Source organism: Stappia sp. (genome assembly GCF_048261845.1).
In the GTDB taxonomy this organism is placed as follows: domain Bacteria; phylum Pseudomonadota; class Alphaproteobacteria; order Rhizobiales; family Stappiaceae; genus Stappia.
The window spans coordinates 31,455-47,826 of record NZ_JBLXFR010000024.1 but is presented as its reverse complement, the minus strand read 5'-3'; the positions used below and the strand labels follow the sequence as shown (position 1 = coordinate 47,826).

Annotated in this window: 15 protein-coding genes; 8 read left to right on the top strand and 7 right to left on the bottom strand. The window is 64.4% G+C overall.

Annotation, left to right across the window (positions count from 1 at the left end; genetic code table 11):
* The first annotated feature begins 112 nt into the window (after positions 1–112).
* The gene (locus tag ACN0T5_RS11835; RefSeq protein WP_417768806.1) at positions 113–3,352 is read left to right on the top strand and encodes an AsmA-like C-terminal domain-containing protein; all 3,240 of its coding nucleotides are present in this window, start codon (positions 113–115) and stop codon (positions 3,350–3,352) included.
* 115 nt (positions 3,353–3,467) lie between these two features.
* On the opposite strand, the gene tyrS is transcribed toward ACN0T5_RS11835, so the two are convergent.
* The 5 genes from tyrS to rpsF form a co-directional block, all read right to left on the bottom strand.
* Positions 3,468–4,724: a tyrosine--tRNA ligase gene (gene tyrS / locus ACN0T5_RS11830; RefSeq protein ID WP_417768805.1), complete on the bottom strand. Its 1,257-nt coding sequence runs from the start codon at positions 4,722–4,724 to the stop codon at positions 3,468–3,470.
* 458 nt (positions 4,725–5,182) lie between these two features.
* Positions 5,183–5,917: a hypothetical protein gene (locus ACN0T5_RS11825; protein WP_417768804.1), complete on the bottom strand. Its 735-nt coding sequence runs from the start codon at positions 5,915–5,917 to the stop codon at positions 5,183–5,185.
* 177 nt (positions 5,918–6,094) lie between these two features.
* Positions 6,095–6,706: a 50S ribosomal protein L9 gene (gene rplI, locus ACN0T5_RS11820; protein ID WP_417768803.1), complete on the bottom strand. Its 612-nt coding sequence runs from the start codon at positions 6,704–6,706 to the stop codon at positions 6,095–6,097.
* 98 nt (positions 6,707–6,804) lie between these two features.
* Positions 6,805–7,053 (bottom strand): 30S ribosomal protein S18, encoded by a 249-nt coding sequence (rpsR, locus tag ACN0T5_RS11815; protein ID WP_029057383.1) that lies wholly within the window; start codon positions 7,051–7,053, stop codon positions 6,805–6,807.
* 12 nt (positions 7,054–7,065) lie between these two features.
* A complete protein-coding gene (gene rpsF / locus ACN0T5_RS11810) occupies positions 7,066–7,518 on the bottom strand; it encodes a 30S ribosomal protein S6 (protein WP_417768802.1) in 453 nt (150 codons plus the stop codon).
* Between the two features lie 390 nt (positions 7,519–7,908).
* On the opposite strand from rpsF, the gene fabD reads away from it, so the two are divergent.
* The 7 genes from fabD (at position 7,909) to gmk (ending at position 14,465) form a co-directional block, all read left to right on the top strand.
* Positions 7,909–8,856, top strand: a complete 948-nt coding sequence (fabD, locus tag ACN0T5_RS11805) for an ACP S-malonyltransferase (protein ID WP_417768801.1) — start codon at positions 7,909–7,911, stop codon at positions 8,854–8,856.
* A 34-nt stretch (positions 8,857–8,890) separates the two neighbouring features.
* Positions 8,891–9,628 (top strand): 3-oxoacyl-[acyl-carrier-protein] reductase, encoded by a 738-nt coding sequence (fabG, locus tag ACN0T5_RS11800; protein ID WP_417768800.1) that lies wholly within the window; start codon positions 8,891–8,893, stop codon positions 9,626–9,628.
* Positions 9,629–9,919: 291 nt separating this feature from the next.
* Positions 9,920–10,156 (top strand): acyl carrier protein, encoded by a 237-nt coding sequence (locus tag ACN0T5_RS11795; RefSeq protein ID WP_186389281.1) that lies wholly within the window; start codon positions 9,920–9,922, stop codon positions 10,154–10,156.
* A 65-nt stretch (positions 10,157–10,221) separates the two neighbouring features.
* A complete protein-coding gene (gene fabF, locus ACN0T5_RS11790) occupies positions 10,222–11,487 on the top strand; it encodes a beta-ketoacyl-ACP synthase II (RefSeq protein ID WP_417768814.1) in 1,266 nt (421 codons plus the stop codon).
* A gap of 156 nt (positions 11,488–11,643) precedes the next feature.
* Positions 11,644–12,825 (top strand): endolytic transglycosylase MltG, encoded by a 1,182-nt coding sequence (mltG, locus tag ACN0T5_RS11785; protein ID WP_417768799.1) that lies wholly within the window; start codon positions 11,644–11,646, stop codon positions 12,823–12,825.
* Between the two features lie 34 nt (positions 12,826–12,859).
* The gene (locus tag ACN0T5_RS11780) at positions 12,860–13,756 is read left to right on the top strand and encodes a YicC/YloC family endoribonuclease (RefSeq protein WP_417768798.1); all 897 of its coding nucleotides are present in this window, start codon (positions 12,860–12,862) and stop codon (positions 13,754–13,756) included.
* A gap of 16 nt (positions 13,757–13,772) precedes the next feature.
* The gene (gene gmk / locus ACN0T5_RS11775; RefSeq protein WP_417768797.1) at positions 13,773–14,465 is read left to right on the top strand and encodes a guanylate kinase; all 693 of its coding nucleotides are present in this window, start codon (positions 13,773–13,775) and stop codon (positions 14,463–14,465) included.
* A 39-nt stretch (positions 14,466–14,504) separates the two neighbouring features.
* Here the strand turns inward: gmk and rsmA are convergent, their stop codons facing one another.
* Together rsmA and pdxA are read right to left on the bottom strand one after the other, a co-directional pair.
* A complete protein-coding gene (gene rsmA, locus ACN0T5_RS11770) occupies positions 14,505–15,347 on the bottom strand; it encodes a 16S rRNA (adenine(1518)-N(6)/adenine(1519)-N(6))-dimethyltransferase RsmA (protein ID WP_417768796.1) in 843 nt (280 codons plus the stop codon).
* Positions 15,347–16,363 (bottom strand): 4-hydroxythreonine-4-phosphate dehydrogenase PdxA, encoded by a 1,017-nt coding sequence (gene pdxA / locus ACN0T5_RS11765; RefSeq protein WP_417768795.1) that lies wholly within the window; start codon positions 16,361–16,363, stop codon positions 15,347–15,349. The genes rsmA and pdxA overlap by 1 nt, the downstream gene beginning before the upstream one ends.
* Between the last annotated feature and the right edge of the window lie 9 nt (positions 16,364–16,372).

Genomic DNA, 16,372 nt, shown 5'->3' with positions numbered 1-16,372 from the left:
CAGGTGCGGATCGCATCATGCCCAGAGGACCAGGACACTGTTTAGACGACTGATCCATCGCGACAAACCGTTGCGAGACGTCTTGCGTCATCGCCGTCGTCGGCGGTGGCCGGTGGCTCTTGCCGTCGTCGGTGTCCTTGTCCTCGCGATGTTCGGCGGCCTGTTGGTCACGCTCTATCACGGGCCGGTCTCGCTTCCCTACCTGGCGCGAGCGATAGAGGACCGCGCCTCGACCGGCAATGCAAGGCTGACGGTCGGTGCCGCGACGATCGACCTGTCGGAAGGCCTGCCGCTGCGCATCGAGCTGGAAAATGTCGCGATGGACATCGGCGGGGGGCGGCCCGTGTCTCTCAGCGTGCCGCGTATCTCCGCGCCTGTCGACCTGTCGGCAGCCTTGCTCGGCAAACTGCAACTGGCCGAGATCGTGCTGGACCAGGCGAGGCTGAAAGTCTCGACCTTGAGCGAATCCACGTCGCCGACCGAGATCCCGGACATGTCCGTCCTGGTCGAGGCGGCGGACCGCACCGCAGGCGCGGCGTTGCACCAGCTTGCCGAGCGCGGGGTCGCCCGCATTGAACTGCTCGCCGCCGAAATCGTCGCGGAAGGGGAGGAGACCTATCGCATCCGGGGCATCGATGCGGTCCTCACCCGGAGCGGACAGGACGATCTCAATGTCTCCGCCGAGGTCGCCGGACGGCTCGGCCAGTGGCGGGCGGAGGTCAGCCGCGTCACGGACCCGACCTCCAGGGAACGCCTCATGCGCGTCGACCTGCACGACGTGTCGCTGGGCGAGTTCATGCCGCTCGAAATGACGATGGGTGCGGGACGGGGGCTGGGTGTCCCGGTCCGGGCCCGGCTTGACGCGACGCTCAACGAGCGCGGCGGGTTCAAGGAGACCCGTGTCGGCTTCATCGTCTCTCCCGGTTGGGTGAACACCGGCCGCTCGATCGTCAGCTTCGACAAGATCGACGTGCAGGCGCTGTGGGAAGCGGGCTCCCCCGGTTTCAAGATCGCGCCGTCGAGCTACATCCGGGGCAACACCTATTTCCCCTTCGAAGGCGTGGTCGAGCCGCCGCGCGAATGGCAGGATCTGTGGTCCTATCGCATCGTCTCGCGCAATGCGGAAATCGGGCCGAGCGACGTTCCGGGCCCGCCCTTCGCCATGGAGGCCTTCGTGGTCGAAGGACGGGCCGACCCGGCGGCGCGCGAGATGCATTTCGACAAGATCCTGCTGCGCTCGGGGTCGGCCAATCTCGACGGCGCCGGGTCGGTGCGCATCGGAGATGACGGCCCCTATCTGGCGCTGGCGATCGAAAGCGGCCCGATGTCTGTCGCGACACTGAAGCGGCTGTGGCCGGTCACCATGATCCCGCCAGCACGAGCCTGGATCATCGAACACCTGGTCGACGGCCGGGTGAACGACGGGCGCGCGACGGTTGCGCTGCAGCCGCCGGCCTTCGATGTCTCCGATCCGGATCCCGGCTGGTCGGGCAATGACGTCAATGTCGATATCAGCTTTTCCGACATGAGCCTGAAGACCGTGGGCACCGTCCCGGTTGCGCAATCGCTGTCGGGCCGCGTGAGGGTCGTGGACGAAGTTCTGACCGTGACGTCCGGGAATGGTGTCATGGTGGCCCGTTCCGGCGAGCAGATCTCGTTGCCGGACGTCGTCTTTTCCGTTCCCGACATCCGCAAGAGCGGCGACAAGACCGGCGTCCTCGAACTGACCGCGAGCGGCCCGGCGCCATCGCTTGCGGCCCTGCTGGATGCCGAACCCTTCACTGTGCTGTCGCGCAACGACCTTGGCCCGGACGATGTCGACGGGACAGGCGAGATGACCCTCAACGCACGTTTCGCACTGGTGAAGGACATGCGGATCGACGATGTCGACTGGAGCCTTGCTGGCGCCTTGCGAGGGTTTTCCAACTCGAAGCCGATCCGCGGGCACAAGCTGGGAGCAGGGAACCTGAGCTTCGATGTCGACGCGCGCAGCATCGCGCTGAAGGGCAAGGCGCGGCTGGACGGGCTGCCCGCCGATCTCGATATCGTCGTGCCGTTCGGGGATGCGGGCCCCGACGGGGTGGCCGCGCGACAGGGCGTCACACTGGACGTGACGGCCCGGCAGCTGGCGGACCGGGGCATCGACCTGCGGCAGTTCGTCAACGGGTCGCTGCGCCTGTCGAGCGAGGAGACGGCCGCAGGCCAGACCTATGACATCGACCTGACGCGGGCCCGCATCGACCTGGCCGAAGTCGGCTGGACGAAGAGCCCGGACGTTGCCGCAAGGGCGCGTTTCACAATGACCGAAAACAACGGGCGCCGGGAGATTCGCGGCTTCACGCTGGACTCCGAAGGGGTGGAGATCACGGGCTCGATCAACCTGACCAAGTCGGGCGACCTCGAGAGCGCGCAATTCTCGCGCTTTGCACTGCGGGCCAATGACGACGCGAGCATGCGCGTGTCGCGGGACGGTCGGCAGATCGTCGTCGATTTCCGCGCCAAGCGGTTCGACGGGCGCGGCCTGATCGCCAGCCTGACACGGGCGCGCGGCGGCGACGGCAGCGGCGGCAATACCGCACTGCGGCTGACTGCCGACATCGAGCAGCTCACCGGCTTCAACGGGGTCAATCTCGCAGGGGTCAAGCTGAACCTTTCCTCCGCCGGCGGCGAGACGCGCAGCCTGTCGGTGAGCGGAACCTCCAGCGGACGGGCGGCATTCAAGCTCGATCTGGCGGGCAAGGGCAGCGAGCGGGTTCTGAGTGGCACCATACAGGACACGGGTGCGCTGCTGCGTTTCGCAAATCTCTACGAACGGATGCGGGGTGGTGTTGGTTCCCTTTCCGTTTCAATGCCTTCGGCGAAGAACTGGACAGGAAGATTCAAGATCAGGCGGCTGGCGATCACCGAGGATCCGGCGATTCGCGAACTGGCCCGCGCCCGTGTCGTGACCGAAACCGGCGATCGGCGCCGGCAGCAGTTGCTGGCCGGCGCCGAGCGCAGCGGAGAAGCCTCGTTCAGCGCGCTCGATCTGGAATTCCGCCGGAGCGGCGATATCCTGACGATCACCGACGGAACGCTTGCTGGGGCGACCGTCGGCGGCACGGTGTCCGGCAATGTCGACCTGGCGACGCGCACGCTCGACATGACCGGCACCTTCGTGCCGATCTTCGCTCTCAACAACCTGTTCGCCAAGATCCCCATCCTCGGTTTCGCGCTTGGCGGTGGCTCTGACGAGGGGCTGATCGGGGTCACCTACAAGCTGACAGGTTCGATCGGCGATCCGGTTCTGACCGTGAACCCGGCCTCCGCGATGGCGCCGGGCATCTTCCGCAAGATCTTCGAATACCGGTGACACCGGGGCGCGCGGCGGCCTGAGGCTGACTGGATTGCCGGGCGGAGAATGAAAAAAGGGGCGGCCAGTGGCCGCCCTTCTTGCGTTTCCGGTCCGTTGAAGGCGCGCTGCCCGCTCAGACGGTTTTCAGCAACACATGCTTCTTCTTGCCGAGCGAGAGCTTGATCACCCCGTCCTCGACGAGGTCGGCCGTGCCGAGCACGCGCTTCTCGTCCTGCACCACAGCGTCGTTGACCCGAAGGCCGCCACCCTTGACCTGGCGCCGCGCCTCACCGTTGGAGGCGCAGAGCCCGGCCGTGACGAATGCGGCCAGAAGGCCGAGGCCCGCTTCCAGCTCGCCCGCCGGCACGTTGACGGTCGGCAGGCCTTGCGCCAGCGCCCCTTCCTCGAAGGCGCGCCGGGCGGTCTCTGCTGCGTCCTCGGCGGCCTGGCGGCCATGCAGGATGGCGGTGACCTCGGTGGCGAGCACCTTCTTCGCCTCGTTGATCTCGGAGCCGCCAAGGGCTGCGAGGCGGGCGATCTCGTCAAGCGGCAGTGTGGTGAAGAGCTTGAGGAAGCGCTCGACGTCGGCATCCTCGGTGTTGCGCCAGTACTGCCAGAAGTCATAGACCGACAGGAGGTCGGCATCGAGCCAGACCGCGCCCGAGGCGGTCTTGCCCATCTTGGCGCCCGAGGCGGTGGTCAGAAGCGGCGAGGTCAACGCGTAGAGCTGCGGGGTGTCCATGCGGTGGCCGAGATCGATGCCGTTGATGATGTTGCCCCACTGGTCGGAGCCGCCCATCTGGAGCCGGCAATCATAGCGGCGGGCCAGCTCGACGAAGTCGTAGGCCTGCAGGATCATGTAGTTGAACTCGAGGAAGGACAGCGACTGCTCGCGGTCGAGGCGCGTCTTGACGCTGTCGAAGGACAGCATCCGGTTGACCGAGAAATGGCGGCCGACGTCGCGCAGGAACTCGAGATAGTTGAGCGGGCGCAACCAGTCGGCGTTGTTGATCATCAGGCCGCCGCCGAGCGGGCCCTTGTCGTAGTCGATGTAATTGGAGAAGGACCGTTTGATCGAGGCGATGTTGTCCTCGATCATCTCGACAGTCATCAGCTTGCGGGCCTCCTCCTTGAAGGAGGGGTCGCCGACCATACCGGTGCCGCCGCCCATCAGCGATATCGGCCGGTGGCCGGTCGCCTGGAACCAGTGCAGCATCATGATCTGCATCAGATGGCCGACGTGAAGACTGGAGGCCGTCGGATCGTAGCCGATATAGGCGGTGACCGTCTCAGTCCGCAGGAGATCGTCGAGACCGGTCTCATCCGACATCTGGTGGATGAAACCGCGCTCGCTAAGGGTCCTCAGGAAATCCGACTTGAATCCGGTCATCTTGCCAATCTGCATCTTGTGGTGACGTGAAACGCCCCGAAGGGCTCGCACGTCTTAGCCGAACTGGCCGCCGAGATCACGGGGAAATCCGGCGGATGCGGTGGTCAGGCCGAAACCGGGAGAGCGCAGGCGGGGCAGCGCAAAAAAAAACGGCCGGGGAAACCGGCCGTGGGGAAGTTTTGCGGGTCGGGGTCGGCGAGGGTATCGCGCCGACGCCGGATGTTTCGTAGCAAGGAGGAATGACGCGGTGGTGACAGGCGGGCGAAAGCGCGGCGGGCAGTGCTAGCTGAAGGGATGTGCCTGTGCAATAATAATAGCAATATGGTCAGTAAGGTCGTTGAAATCCGCCGATAACTAGCAATTGAACTGGGATCATCCATGTTTCCGAGTGGCGACTCGCCTATAAATATGAACAAATCATAAAAACTATAGAGAATTTTTTTATACGCATTTCGAAACTATTTTCTATTTTTCATAAATGTAACGTTACGAAGATAGGATTCAATTTCCTCTCGCTCTTTTCTCCCCCCAATATAGACTAGGTGCACCATCCCCAGCCACCCGCATGCCATGAGCCACGAAAGCGTGGCCGTAAAACCATAGACCGCAACAGGCGCTGCCCAGAAATCGCGATTCAAAACCAGCTTTCCATCATCAACCTCTAGCATATATAGTAATGCGAAATTGAATGAATACATTACAAAGTACCAAATAACTAAAAGCAGCTCTCCCCTGAAGGGGAGATTGCAAGAGCTATTTATTCTTGTAATTCTCGCTATAAATAAAAGAAAATAACAAAAAATAGCCAGAAATAAACTCGAAAAACAAAATAAATTCAATGAATATATTCTTTTATTTTCATATAATATACTATATGAATCTGTCGAGAGTATGTTTGTGTAAAGCAATATGAGTAGATTGCCGATTGTAATATTTGAAACAAGAACCAATAATAATTCAATAGAAAATACTATTGCTATAAATTTAATGATTTTTTTCATGAATTTAATTTCTTTTCTTTCTGCTGGCGACCGGCTCTCGTGGAACTGCTGGCGCGAATAGCTCATCACCTTGCAGGCTCTCGACAGGTTGGAGAGCTCGCAAGATCGAGCAGCGACAGCTTGCGACGTGCTCTCTTGTCCTTCGTGGTCATGTTCGTTGGTCCTCGGATTTGTGATGTTCAGCAACACCATCAAACCCGCTCCAACGCGGCACGGCCATACCCTCTCAGGCAGGCCAACTGTCAGGCGATTACCATCTCAGGACAAGCTAGCTTTCTGATCGGGGTATGCAAATCATAATATAGCTAAACAAAAAGGCCCCGCCGGAGCGGGGCCTTTTCAATTCGTCGGTCCGAAAAAGGGGAAGGCTCAGTGAGCCTCCTCCTCGGAAGCCTCTTCGCCGGCCTCAGCCGAGGTTTCGCCTTCGGCGTCGTCGCCCTCGGCGTCCTCATCCTCGTCTTCGTCTTCCTCGAATTCGAAGATGTCCTGCTCACGACCGGTCAGGTCCTCGCCGCGCGCCTGGCGCTCGGCTTCGTCCGCGGAGCGGGCGATGTTGAGGCTGATCGACACTTCGACTTCCGGGTGCAGGACGACGGTGACGTCATGCAGGCCGATGGTCTTGATCGGACGGTCGAGGCGAACCTGCGAACGGGACGAGGAGAAGCCGCCTGCGGTCATCACGTCGGCAATGTCACGGGTGGAGACGGAGCCGTAGAGCTGGCCCGTCTCGCCGGCCTGACGGATGATGGTGAAGGACTGGCCGTCCAGCGTCTTGGCGACGCCTTCGGCTTCGCTCTTGCGCTCGAGGTTGCGGGCCTCAAGCTGCGCGCGCTCGGTCTCGAAGCGCTGCTGGTTGACCTTGGTGGCGCGCAGCGCCTTGCCCTGCGGCAGGAGGTAGTTGCGCGCGAAGCCGTCGCGCACCTTCACCACTTCGCCCATCTGGCCAAGCTTGGCGACGCGCTCGAGGAGAATGATCTTCATGTCGGTGGTCCTTGTCGTCTGTCCCGCGCCGTTTCGGGCGCGGTTAGGGGCGGCGGCACGATGCCGGGCCGCCCCAGCCGATGGTAAAGAGCGCGATCTTACTTGATCACGAAGGGCAGAAGACCGAGGAAGCGGGCGCGCTTGATGGCGCGGGCCAGCTCACGCTGCTTCTTGGCGGACACGGCCGTGATACGGCTCGGCACGATCTTGCCACGCTCGGAAATGTAGCGCTGCAGGAGGCGGATGTCCTTGTAGTCGATCTTCGGTGCGTTGGCGCCGGAGAACGGGCAGGTCTTGCGACGACGGAAGAACGGGCGGCGCGTCGGCAGCTGTGCGATATCGACCATTGCGATGGCTCCTTATTCTTCTTCGAAGCGGCGGGGGCCGCGATCACCGCGATCACCACGATCGCCACGGTCACCACCGCGATCGCCGCGGTCACCACGCTCGCCGCGTCCACCGCGTCCACCGCCACGGCGGTCGTCACGGTCACGCTTCTGCATCATCGCGGACTGCTCTTCCTCGTGCTCGTCGACCTTGAGGGTCATGAAGCGCAGGACGTCCTCGTTGAGGCGCATCTGGCGCTCCATCTCGGCGACGGCGGCCGGGGAGGCGGTCAGGTTCATCAGCGTGTAATGAGCCTTGCGGTTCTTGTTGATGCGGTAGGTGAGCGTACGCAGACCCCAGGTCTCGACCTTGCCAACCGAGCCTTCGTGCTCGGCGATCAGGGCCTTGTACTGCTCGACCATCTGCTCGACCTGCTGGGCCGAGACGTCCTGGCGTGCCAGGAACACATGCTCGTAAAGCGGCATGAAGATGTGCCTTTCCTTAGATCCAAAGTCCCCGGAACACGGCGCTAAGCCTCTTCGAGCCTTCAAGAAAGGCGGTTCGAAGCAACTTCGAAGGCGGAGACACGGGAAGACGGATGGCGCATTGTTCCATCCTGCCCGGCTGGGACCGATCCCGAGGGACCTGCCGAATGACGGGCCTTCCGTTCAGCCCCCGGCCAGAGTTCCGAACGAAACGTGGCTTATACACCAGTTGGCCGCGTTCGCAAGCCGCGCGCGGTTGAAAGGTCCGCTTTTTCGCGCTTCAACCTTGACAGGGCACGCAAGGGCCGTGTCTTTGCGGCACACTTCGACAGCGCACGGTCCGGCCACGCCAACGATCCGGATCGCAAACGAACGGTGGGAGCCATCGACATGAGCATCGCATTCACGTTTCCAGGCCAGGGCAGCCAGACGGTGGGCATGGGCAAGGAACTGGCGGACCGGTTTCCCGAGGCGCGGGCGGTCTTTGCCGAGGTGGACGAGGCGCTCGACCAGAAACTCAGCGCGATCATGTGGGAAGGGTCGCAGGACGACCTGACGCTGACCGCCAACGCGCAACCGGCTCTGATGGCGGTCAGTCTCGCGACGATGCGCGTCGCCGAGGCCCGTGGCCTCGACCTCAAAGCGTCGGTCGCCTATGTGGCGGGACATTCGCTCGGCGAGTATTCGGCGCTTGCCGCCGCGGGCACCCTGTCGATCGGCGATGCGGCGCGGTTGCTGCGCATTCGCGGCAAGGCGATGCAGCAGGCGGTGCCGGTGGGCGAGGGCGCGATGGCAGCGCTTCTTGGCCTCGACTTCGAGGATGCCGTGGCCGTGGCGGCGGAAGCCGCGCAGGGCGAGATCTGCCAGGCGGCCAACGACAACGCGCCGGGGCAGGTGGTGGTTTCCGGCCACAAGGGGGCGGTCGAGCGCGCCATCGAGATCGCCAAGGGGCGGGGCGCGCGGCGCGCGATCCTGCTTCCGGTCAGCGCTCCTTTCCATTGCGCGCTGATGGCGCCGGCAGCGGATGCGATGGCGGAGGCGTTCGCTTCCGTACGCTTCGACGCGCCGGCCGTGCCGCTTGTCGCCAATGTGCTGGCCACACCGATCACCGACCCGGGCGAGATCCGTGCACGGCTGGTCGAGCAGGTGACCGGTACGGTGCGCTGGCGCGAGACGATCGCCTGGATGGCGGGTGCCGGCGTCGACACGGTCTGCGAGATCGGTACGGGCAAGGTGCTTACCGGAATGGTCAAGCGCATCGCCAAGGACATGGCAGGCATGGCGGTCAACACGGCCGAAGACATCGACACGCTGATGGACCGCCTCGGCTCGGCCTGATACGGACAGACATTCTTGTAGAGGATACGAAATCATGTTCGATCTGACTTCCAAGACAGCCCTTGTCACCGGCGCGACTGGCGGTATCGGTGAATCGATTGCCCGTGCGCTGCATGCCCGCGGAGCGGTCGTTGCCCTGTCGGGCACCCGGGCGGAAAAGCTGGAAGCGCTGGCCGCCGATCTCGGCGAGCGTGTCCATGTCGTGCCGGCCAACCTGTCCGACCGCGACGCGGTCGATGCGCTTGTGCCGGCGGCCGAGGCCGCGATGGGTCAGCTCGACATTCTGGTCAACAATGCCGGCATCACCCGCGACAATCTCTTCATGCGCATGAAGGACGAGGAGTGGGACGATGTCATCGAGGTCAACCTGACCGCCGGCTTCCGGCTCTGCCGCGCCGCCGTGAAGGGCATGATGCGCCGCCGCTCGGGCCGCATCATCGGCATCGCCTCCGTCGTCGGCGTGACGGGCAATCCCGGCCAGGCCAACTATGCGGCCGCCAAGGCCGGCATGATCGGCATGGCCAAGTCGCTTGCGCGCGAGGTCGCCTCGCGCAACATTACGGTGAACACCATCGCGCCGGGCTTCATCGAAACGCCGATGACCGATGCACTGAACGACAAGCAGAAGGAATCGATCCTCACCAGCGTGCCGGCGAACCGCCTCGGAAGGGCCGACGAGATTGCGGCGGCAGCCGTTTACCTGGCCAGCGACGAGGCGGCCTACATGACCGGCGAAACGCTCCATGTAAATGGCGGTATGGCCATGATTTGATTTGACTATCTTCTCCCGGCGATTGCCGTCGGGGGAGCGGGGTCCGGTCGTCCTTCGGCGGCTGGTCAAGCCCTATAAAGTGTGTTACGAACCCGCCGGCCAGCGAACCCGTTCACGAATGACCGGCGCTCGGGCATGGCCTGTCGGGCCGGCGTTAAAACCCGGATCGGACAAGGTACGGGCTGGACCCCATTCGTCTCGTTCCGGCACCTCGTTCCGAGGATCGGGTACGAGGTACGGCGCAGAGCGCTGAACTAGCGAAAACCGTTGGAAGCAACTGAGGAATCTAAAATGAGCGACATCGCGGATCGGGTAAAGAAGATCGTCATCGAGCATCTCGGCGTCGACGCCGACAAGGTGGCCATGGAGGCGAGCTTCATCGACGATCTGGGCGCGGACAGCCTCGACACGGTCGAACTCGTCATGGCGTTCGAGGAAGAGTTTGGCGTCGAGATTCCGGACGATGCCGCCGAGACGATCCTGACTGTCGGCGATGCCGTCAAGTTCCTGGAAAAGAACGCCGGCTAATCCATTTTTTACACGCATCGGGCGGATGACAAGATCCGCCCGAAGCACCCACATACAGGTTCATGATGAGGCGAGTAGTCGTTACCGGCCTTGGCATGGTCACGCCCTTGGCGTGCGGTGTCGAGGAAAGCTGGTCCAGAATTCTCGAAGGCAAGAGCGGGGCGTCCCGCGTCAGCCATTTTGAGGTCGATGATCTCGCCTGCCAGATTGCCTGCCAGATTCCCCGCGGCGACGGCTCCGAGGGAACGTTCAATCCTGACGACTGGATGGACCCGAAGGAACAGCGCAAGGTCGATGATTTCATCGTCTTTGCCATGGCCGCGGCCGAACAGGCCATCGCCGATTGCGGCTGGAAGCCCACCACCCGCGAGGAGCAGGTCCGCTCGGGCGTGCTGATCGGCTCGGGCATCGGTGGCCTGCAGGGCATCGAGACGACCGCCCATATCCTGCGCGACAAGGGACCGCGCCGCGTTTCCCCGTTCTTCATTCCCGGCCGGCTGATCAATCTTGCCGGTGGCTACGTTTCGATCCGTCATGGTCTCAAGGGCCCGAACCATGCGGTGGTCACCGCCTGTTCGACCGGTGCCCATGCGATCGGCGACGCCGCGCGCCTGATCGCGCTGGACGATGCCGACGTGATGATTGCCGGCGGCGCGGAATCACCCGTCTGCCGCCTGGCGCTGGCAGGCTTTGCCGCTGCCCGGGCCCTGTCCACCGGCTTCAACGACCGTCCCGAAGAGGCCTCGCGTCCCTATGACGCGGACCGTGACGGCTTCGTCATGGGCGAAGGCGCCGGTGTCGTCGTGCTCGAGGAATACGAGCGCGCTGTCGCTCGCGGCGCCAAGATCTACGGCGAGGTTGTCGGTTACGGCCTGTCGGGCGACGCCTATCACATCACCGCTCCGGCCTCCGATGGCGATGGTGCCTATCGCTGCATGCAGGCTGCATTGAAGCGTGCCGGCCTTGCCGCGTCCGATGTCGACTATGTCAATGCGCACGGGACTTCGACCCCGCTCGGCGACGAGATCGAACTGGGCGCAATCCAGCGCCTGGCCGGCTCGTCGGCTGCCAAGCTGACCATGTCCTCCACAAAGTCGTCGACCGGTCACCTGCTTGGTGCCGCAGGTGCGATCGAGGCGATCTTTTCGTTGCTGGCGATGCGTGACGGCATTGCACCGCCGACCATCAATCTTGACAATCCCTCTGTGGAAACCGAGATCGATCTCGTGCCGAACACCGCGAAGCGCATGACGATCGATACGGCGCTGTCGAATTCCTTCGGGTTCGGCGGCACCAACGCATCGCTTGTGTTCCGCAAGGTCGCTTCCTGAACAGAGCATTCCCGCCCCGGCGAATGACCGGGGCGGTGGCGGGGCAGGGGCTTTCCCTCAAGGCGCCGAGTTTGGGCATGGTTCTTCGCGGTTTGGCCATATTTGGCAGTCAAGTGGCAGAGCCATTTCCTCGATCAACCTGACCGGACGGGACATATGACCGAGACGCCTACCGACGAGTCCGACCGCGCCAAGGATGGCGAGACGACAGCCTTTCGCCCGAACCCCAAGAGCCCGCGCGAAGCGATCCAGCCGGAGCCGGCGCCGCAACCGCCGGCCCGCTCCCGTCATGTTCGCAATCCCTTCGTCATCGTCATCAACGCCATCCTGTCGATCGCCGTCCTGACTGTGATCGCGGTCGGCGGCCTGCTTTACTGGGGCAAGGCGGAGTTCGAGGCGCCGGGGCCGCTGACGGCCGAAAAGACCGTGATCATCTCGTCCGGATCAGGCCTTCAGGCGATCGCCGACACGCTGGAAAACCAGGGCGTGATCGAGAATGCCTATGTGTTCCTTGCCGGCGTGCGGGCCTACAAGAACGCGGGCAAGCTGAAGGCAGGCGAGTATGCCTTCGCCGCCGGCAGTTCCATGCACGAGATCATGCAGGACCTGGTCGGGGGCAAGGCCGTCTACCATACGGTCACCGTGCCGGAAGGCTGGACCAGCGCCCAGGTGATCGCGCGGGTGCGCGAGCACCCCGTTCTTACCGGTACGATCGACGAGATCCCGCCGGAGGGCGCCTTGCTGCCGGAAACCTATACTTTCACGCGCGGCACGACCCGTGCCCAGATCGTCCAGCAGATGCGCGATGCGCAGGCAAAGGCCGTTGCCGAAATCTGGGAGCGGCGCACGGACGGGCTGCCCGTCGAGACGCCTGAAGAGATGGTCATCCTTGCCTCCATCGTGGAGAAGGAAACCGCCCGGGCAGACGAGCGCACGCGGGTCGCGGGTGTTTTCGTCAACCGGCTGAACAAGGGCATGCGGCTGCAGTCCGATCCTACCATCGTCTACGGCCTCTTCGGCGGCGAGGCGTGGTCCCAGGACCGGTCCGCGATCACCCGGTCCCAGCTTGATGCTCGCAACCCCTACAACACGTATCAGATCGACCGGCTTCCGCCGGGGCCGATCGGCAATCCGGGCCGGGCGGCGATGGAGGCGGTCGCCAATCCGTCGCGAACCAAGGACCTCTATTTCGTTGCCGACGGCACGGGCGGCCACGTCTTTGCCGAGACCTACGAGCAGCACCAGCGCAACGTCGCTCGCTGGCGGCAGATCGAGCGGGAGCGGCGCGAGCGCGAGGCGCAGCAAGCGGCGCCTTCCGCCACGGGCAGCGGCGGATAGCGGACGCAGCGATCCACGGGGGCAGGAACGCGATATGGCCGGATCACTTGCAAGCATGACGGGTTTCGGGCGTGCCGATGGCGCGGCCGGCGCGGCGCGCTGGACCTGGGAAGCCAGATCGGTGAACGGCAAGGGGCTTGATGTCCGGGTCCGCCTTCCGGGCGGACTGGAGAGCCTCGAGGCGACCTGCCGCGAGATGGCGGGCAAGCTGTTCGCGCGTGGCAATGTCACAATAGGCCTGAGCTACCAGCGCGGTCAGGGCGAAGCAGTGCCGCGTATCAACGAGGCGGCGCTCAACGCTGTCCTGGCGGCACTGGAGACCATCCGCCGGCGGGTGCCGGACGCGGCTCCCGTCGGGCTTGAAGGCATCCTGTCCCAGCGCGGCGTCATCGAATGGGCCGAGCCGGAAGAGGCGGAGGCCGAGAAGGAAGCGCTCGGGAGCGCCTTGCGCGCCAGCCTCGAGGAGGCGCTCACGGCGCTTGCAGCCATGCGTCGCAGCGAAGGGGTGGCGATTTCCGAGGTGCTCGCAGGGCAGCTTGCCGAGATCGCCCGGCTGACGGAGCTCGCGGAGGCGGCGCCCTGCCGCCAGCCCGAGGCGATCCGTGCCAGGCTGGCGGCGCAGGTGGAAGCGCTGGCAGGCGCGTCGGTCGCGCTCGACCCGGCGCGTCTTCACCAGGAAGCGGCCCTGCTGGCGACGAAGGCCGACATTCGCGAGGAACTCGACCGGCTGGTGGCGCATGTGAACGCGGCGACCGCCCTGCTTGAGGCGGGCGGACCGGTCGGGCGCAAGCTTGACTTCCTGGCGCAGGAGTTCAACCGAGAGGCGAACACGCTGTGTTCCAAGTCCAACGGCACGGAACTGACGGCCATCGGCCTTGAGCTGAAAACAGTCATCGATCAGATGCGCGAACAGATTCAGAACCTGGAATAGGGCGGGACGGAGTGTCATGACGACAGCGACAAGCGGAACGGTGGTGACCTCCGAGGAGGCCGAGGCGCGCCGGCGCGGGCTGATGCTGGTGCTCTCCTCGCCATCGGGCGCGGGCAAATCGACCATCGCCCGCCAGTTGCTCGACCAGGAGACCAATCTGAAGCTCTCCGTGTCGGTGACGACGCGGTCACGCCGGTCGAGCGAGATCGACGGCGTGCACTACCATTTCATCAGCCGCGAGCGTTTCGAACAGATGCGGGATCGCGGCGAGCTTCTGGAATGGGCGGAGGTGCACGGCAATTACTACGGCACGCCGCGCGACCCGGTCGAGGAGGCGCTCGGACGCGGCCAGGACGTGCTGTTCGACATCGACATCCAGGGCACCTTCCAGCTTTACGAAGCGGTGCGCCCGGATGTTGTCTCGCTGTTCATTCTGCCCCCCTCCATCGCCGAGATGAAGTCGCGCCTGCACCGGCGGGCCGAGGATGCGGAAGACGTCATCCAGCGCCGACTGAAGACGGCGGTTGGCGAGATGAAGCACTGGGACGAATACGATTACGTGATCATCAATGACGACCTGCAACGCGCCTATGACGGCGCCCGTTCGATCCTCAGGGCGGAACGGTTGCGGCGTGAGCGCAGTCCGGCAATCGGGTCGTTCATCGAGGGGATGGTCGAGGACCTGAAGCGCGAGACCGGCGAGGACTGAGCCTGTCGAACCCGGTCGCGGGCGTGCCGTTCGGCTCTCTCAGGGTTCTGCGAAAGCGTTGGCAAGCGCCACGAATTCCTCGATGGAAAGCTGCTCGGCCCGTTCCGTCGGTTCGATCCCCACACTCCGGATGCGGTCCTCGGCGTCGCTCGCGAGCGGCTTGAGGCTGGCGCGGAGCATCTTGCGACGCTGGCCGAAGGCGGCGGCGGTGAGTTTTTCCAGCGCCTTGAGATCGCAGGCAAGGGGAGAGGCGCGCGGCGTCAGGTGGACGATCGCGGAGGTCACCTTCGGCGGCGGCGTGAAAGCCTTCGCCCCGACCTCGAAGGCAAGCGTTGCATGACAGCGCCAGCCGGCAAGCACGCCAAGCCGGCCATAGGCCTTGCTGCCGGGCGGCGCGACGATCCGCTCTGCGACTTCCTTCTGGAACATCAGCGTCAGGGACTGCCAGACGGGCGGCCAGTCGCGGCCCGTGATCCAGTCGATCAGGAGCTGGGTGCCGACATTGTAGGGCAGGTTGGCGACGATCTTCAGCGGGCCTCCGGCGGCGATCTCCGGCAGCGACAGGGCGAGCGCGTCACCCTGAACGATTTCCAGCCGGCCCGGATAGTGCGCGGCGATCTGCTCCAGCGCCGGCAGGCAGCGCGGATCCTTCTCGACGGCAACCACCCGCTGCGCACCGGCCACCAGCAGGGCACGGGTCAGGCCGCCCGGTCCGGGGCCGACTTCCAGCACGGTCGTGCCGGACAATTCGCCGGCGGTGCGGGCGACCTTCAATGTCAGGTTCAGGTCGAGCAGGAAGTTCTGGCCAAGCGACTTGCGGGCCTGAAGGTCATGATCGCGAATGACGTCGCGCAATGGCGGCAGCGTGTCGATCTGGCTCATCACACGAGGTCTGGATCGGCCAGAACGGCGGCAAGGCGAATGGCGGCCGACAGGCTGTCGGGGCGGGCCGTGCCCTTCGCGGCGATGTCGAGGGCGGTGCCGTGGTCGGGCGAGGTGCGCACGAAGGGCAGCCCCAGCGTGGCGTTGACCGCCTCGTGGAAGGCCAGCGTCTTGGCCGGGATCAGCGCCTGGTCGTGATACATGGCGAGGGCGCAATCATAGTTCTTGCGGGCTTCGGCATGGAACATCGTGTCCGCGGGCAGGGGGCCGGTGGCATCGATTCCCTCCGCGCGCAGTTCCGCGACCGCCGGCATGATTACCTCGACATCCTCGTGGCCGATCGCGCCGCCTTCGCCCGCATGCGGGTTCAGCCCGGCGATGGCCAGGCGCGGTTTCTCGATGCGGAAACGGCGCACCAGGTCGCGGTGCACGATGCGCGCGGTGCGGACGATCAGTTCGCTCGTCAGCGTTGCCGGGACCTGCGACAGCGGGATGTGAATGGTCACCGGCACGACAAGCAGGTCCGGCCCGGCGAGCAGCATCACCGGTTCGTGGTCACCGTCTCCGGAACGCCGTGCCAGTTCGCCAAGAAACTCGGTGTGGCCGGGATGCTTGAACCCCGCGTCGTAGAGCGATTTCTTGTTGATCGGATTGGTGACGACGCCGGCCGCAGCTCCGCTCATCACATCGCTGACGGCGCGCTCGATCGAGGCAATCACCGAGGTGGCATTCGCCGGATCGGCTGTTCCCGGCGTGTCGGTGACGGTTGTCCCGAGGGGCACGACGGGGAGGTAGTCAGCGAAAGCCTCCAGCGCCTCTCCGGGCGTCAGTTCGGCGAGCGGCACGCTCAGGCCCAGCCGGCCGGCACGCGCGGCCAGGAAGGCCGGATCCGCCAGAACGTAGAACGGCGGCAATTCCCGCGCGACACGGTCGCGCCAGGCGGCAAGCAGGGTATCGGGCCCGATGCCGCCCGGTTCGCCCATGGTCACCGCCAGCGGAAGAAGACTGGTACGCATCCGGACCGT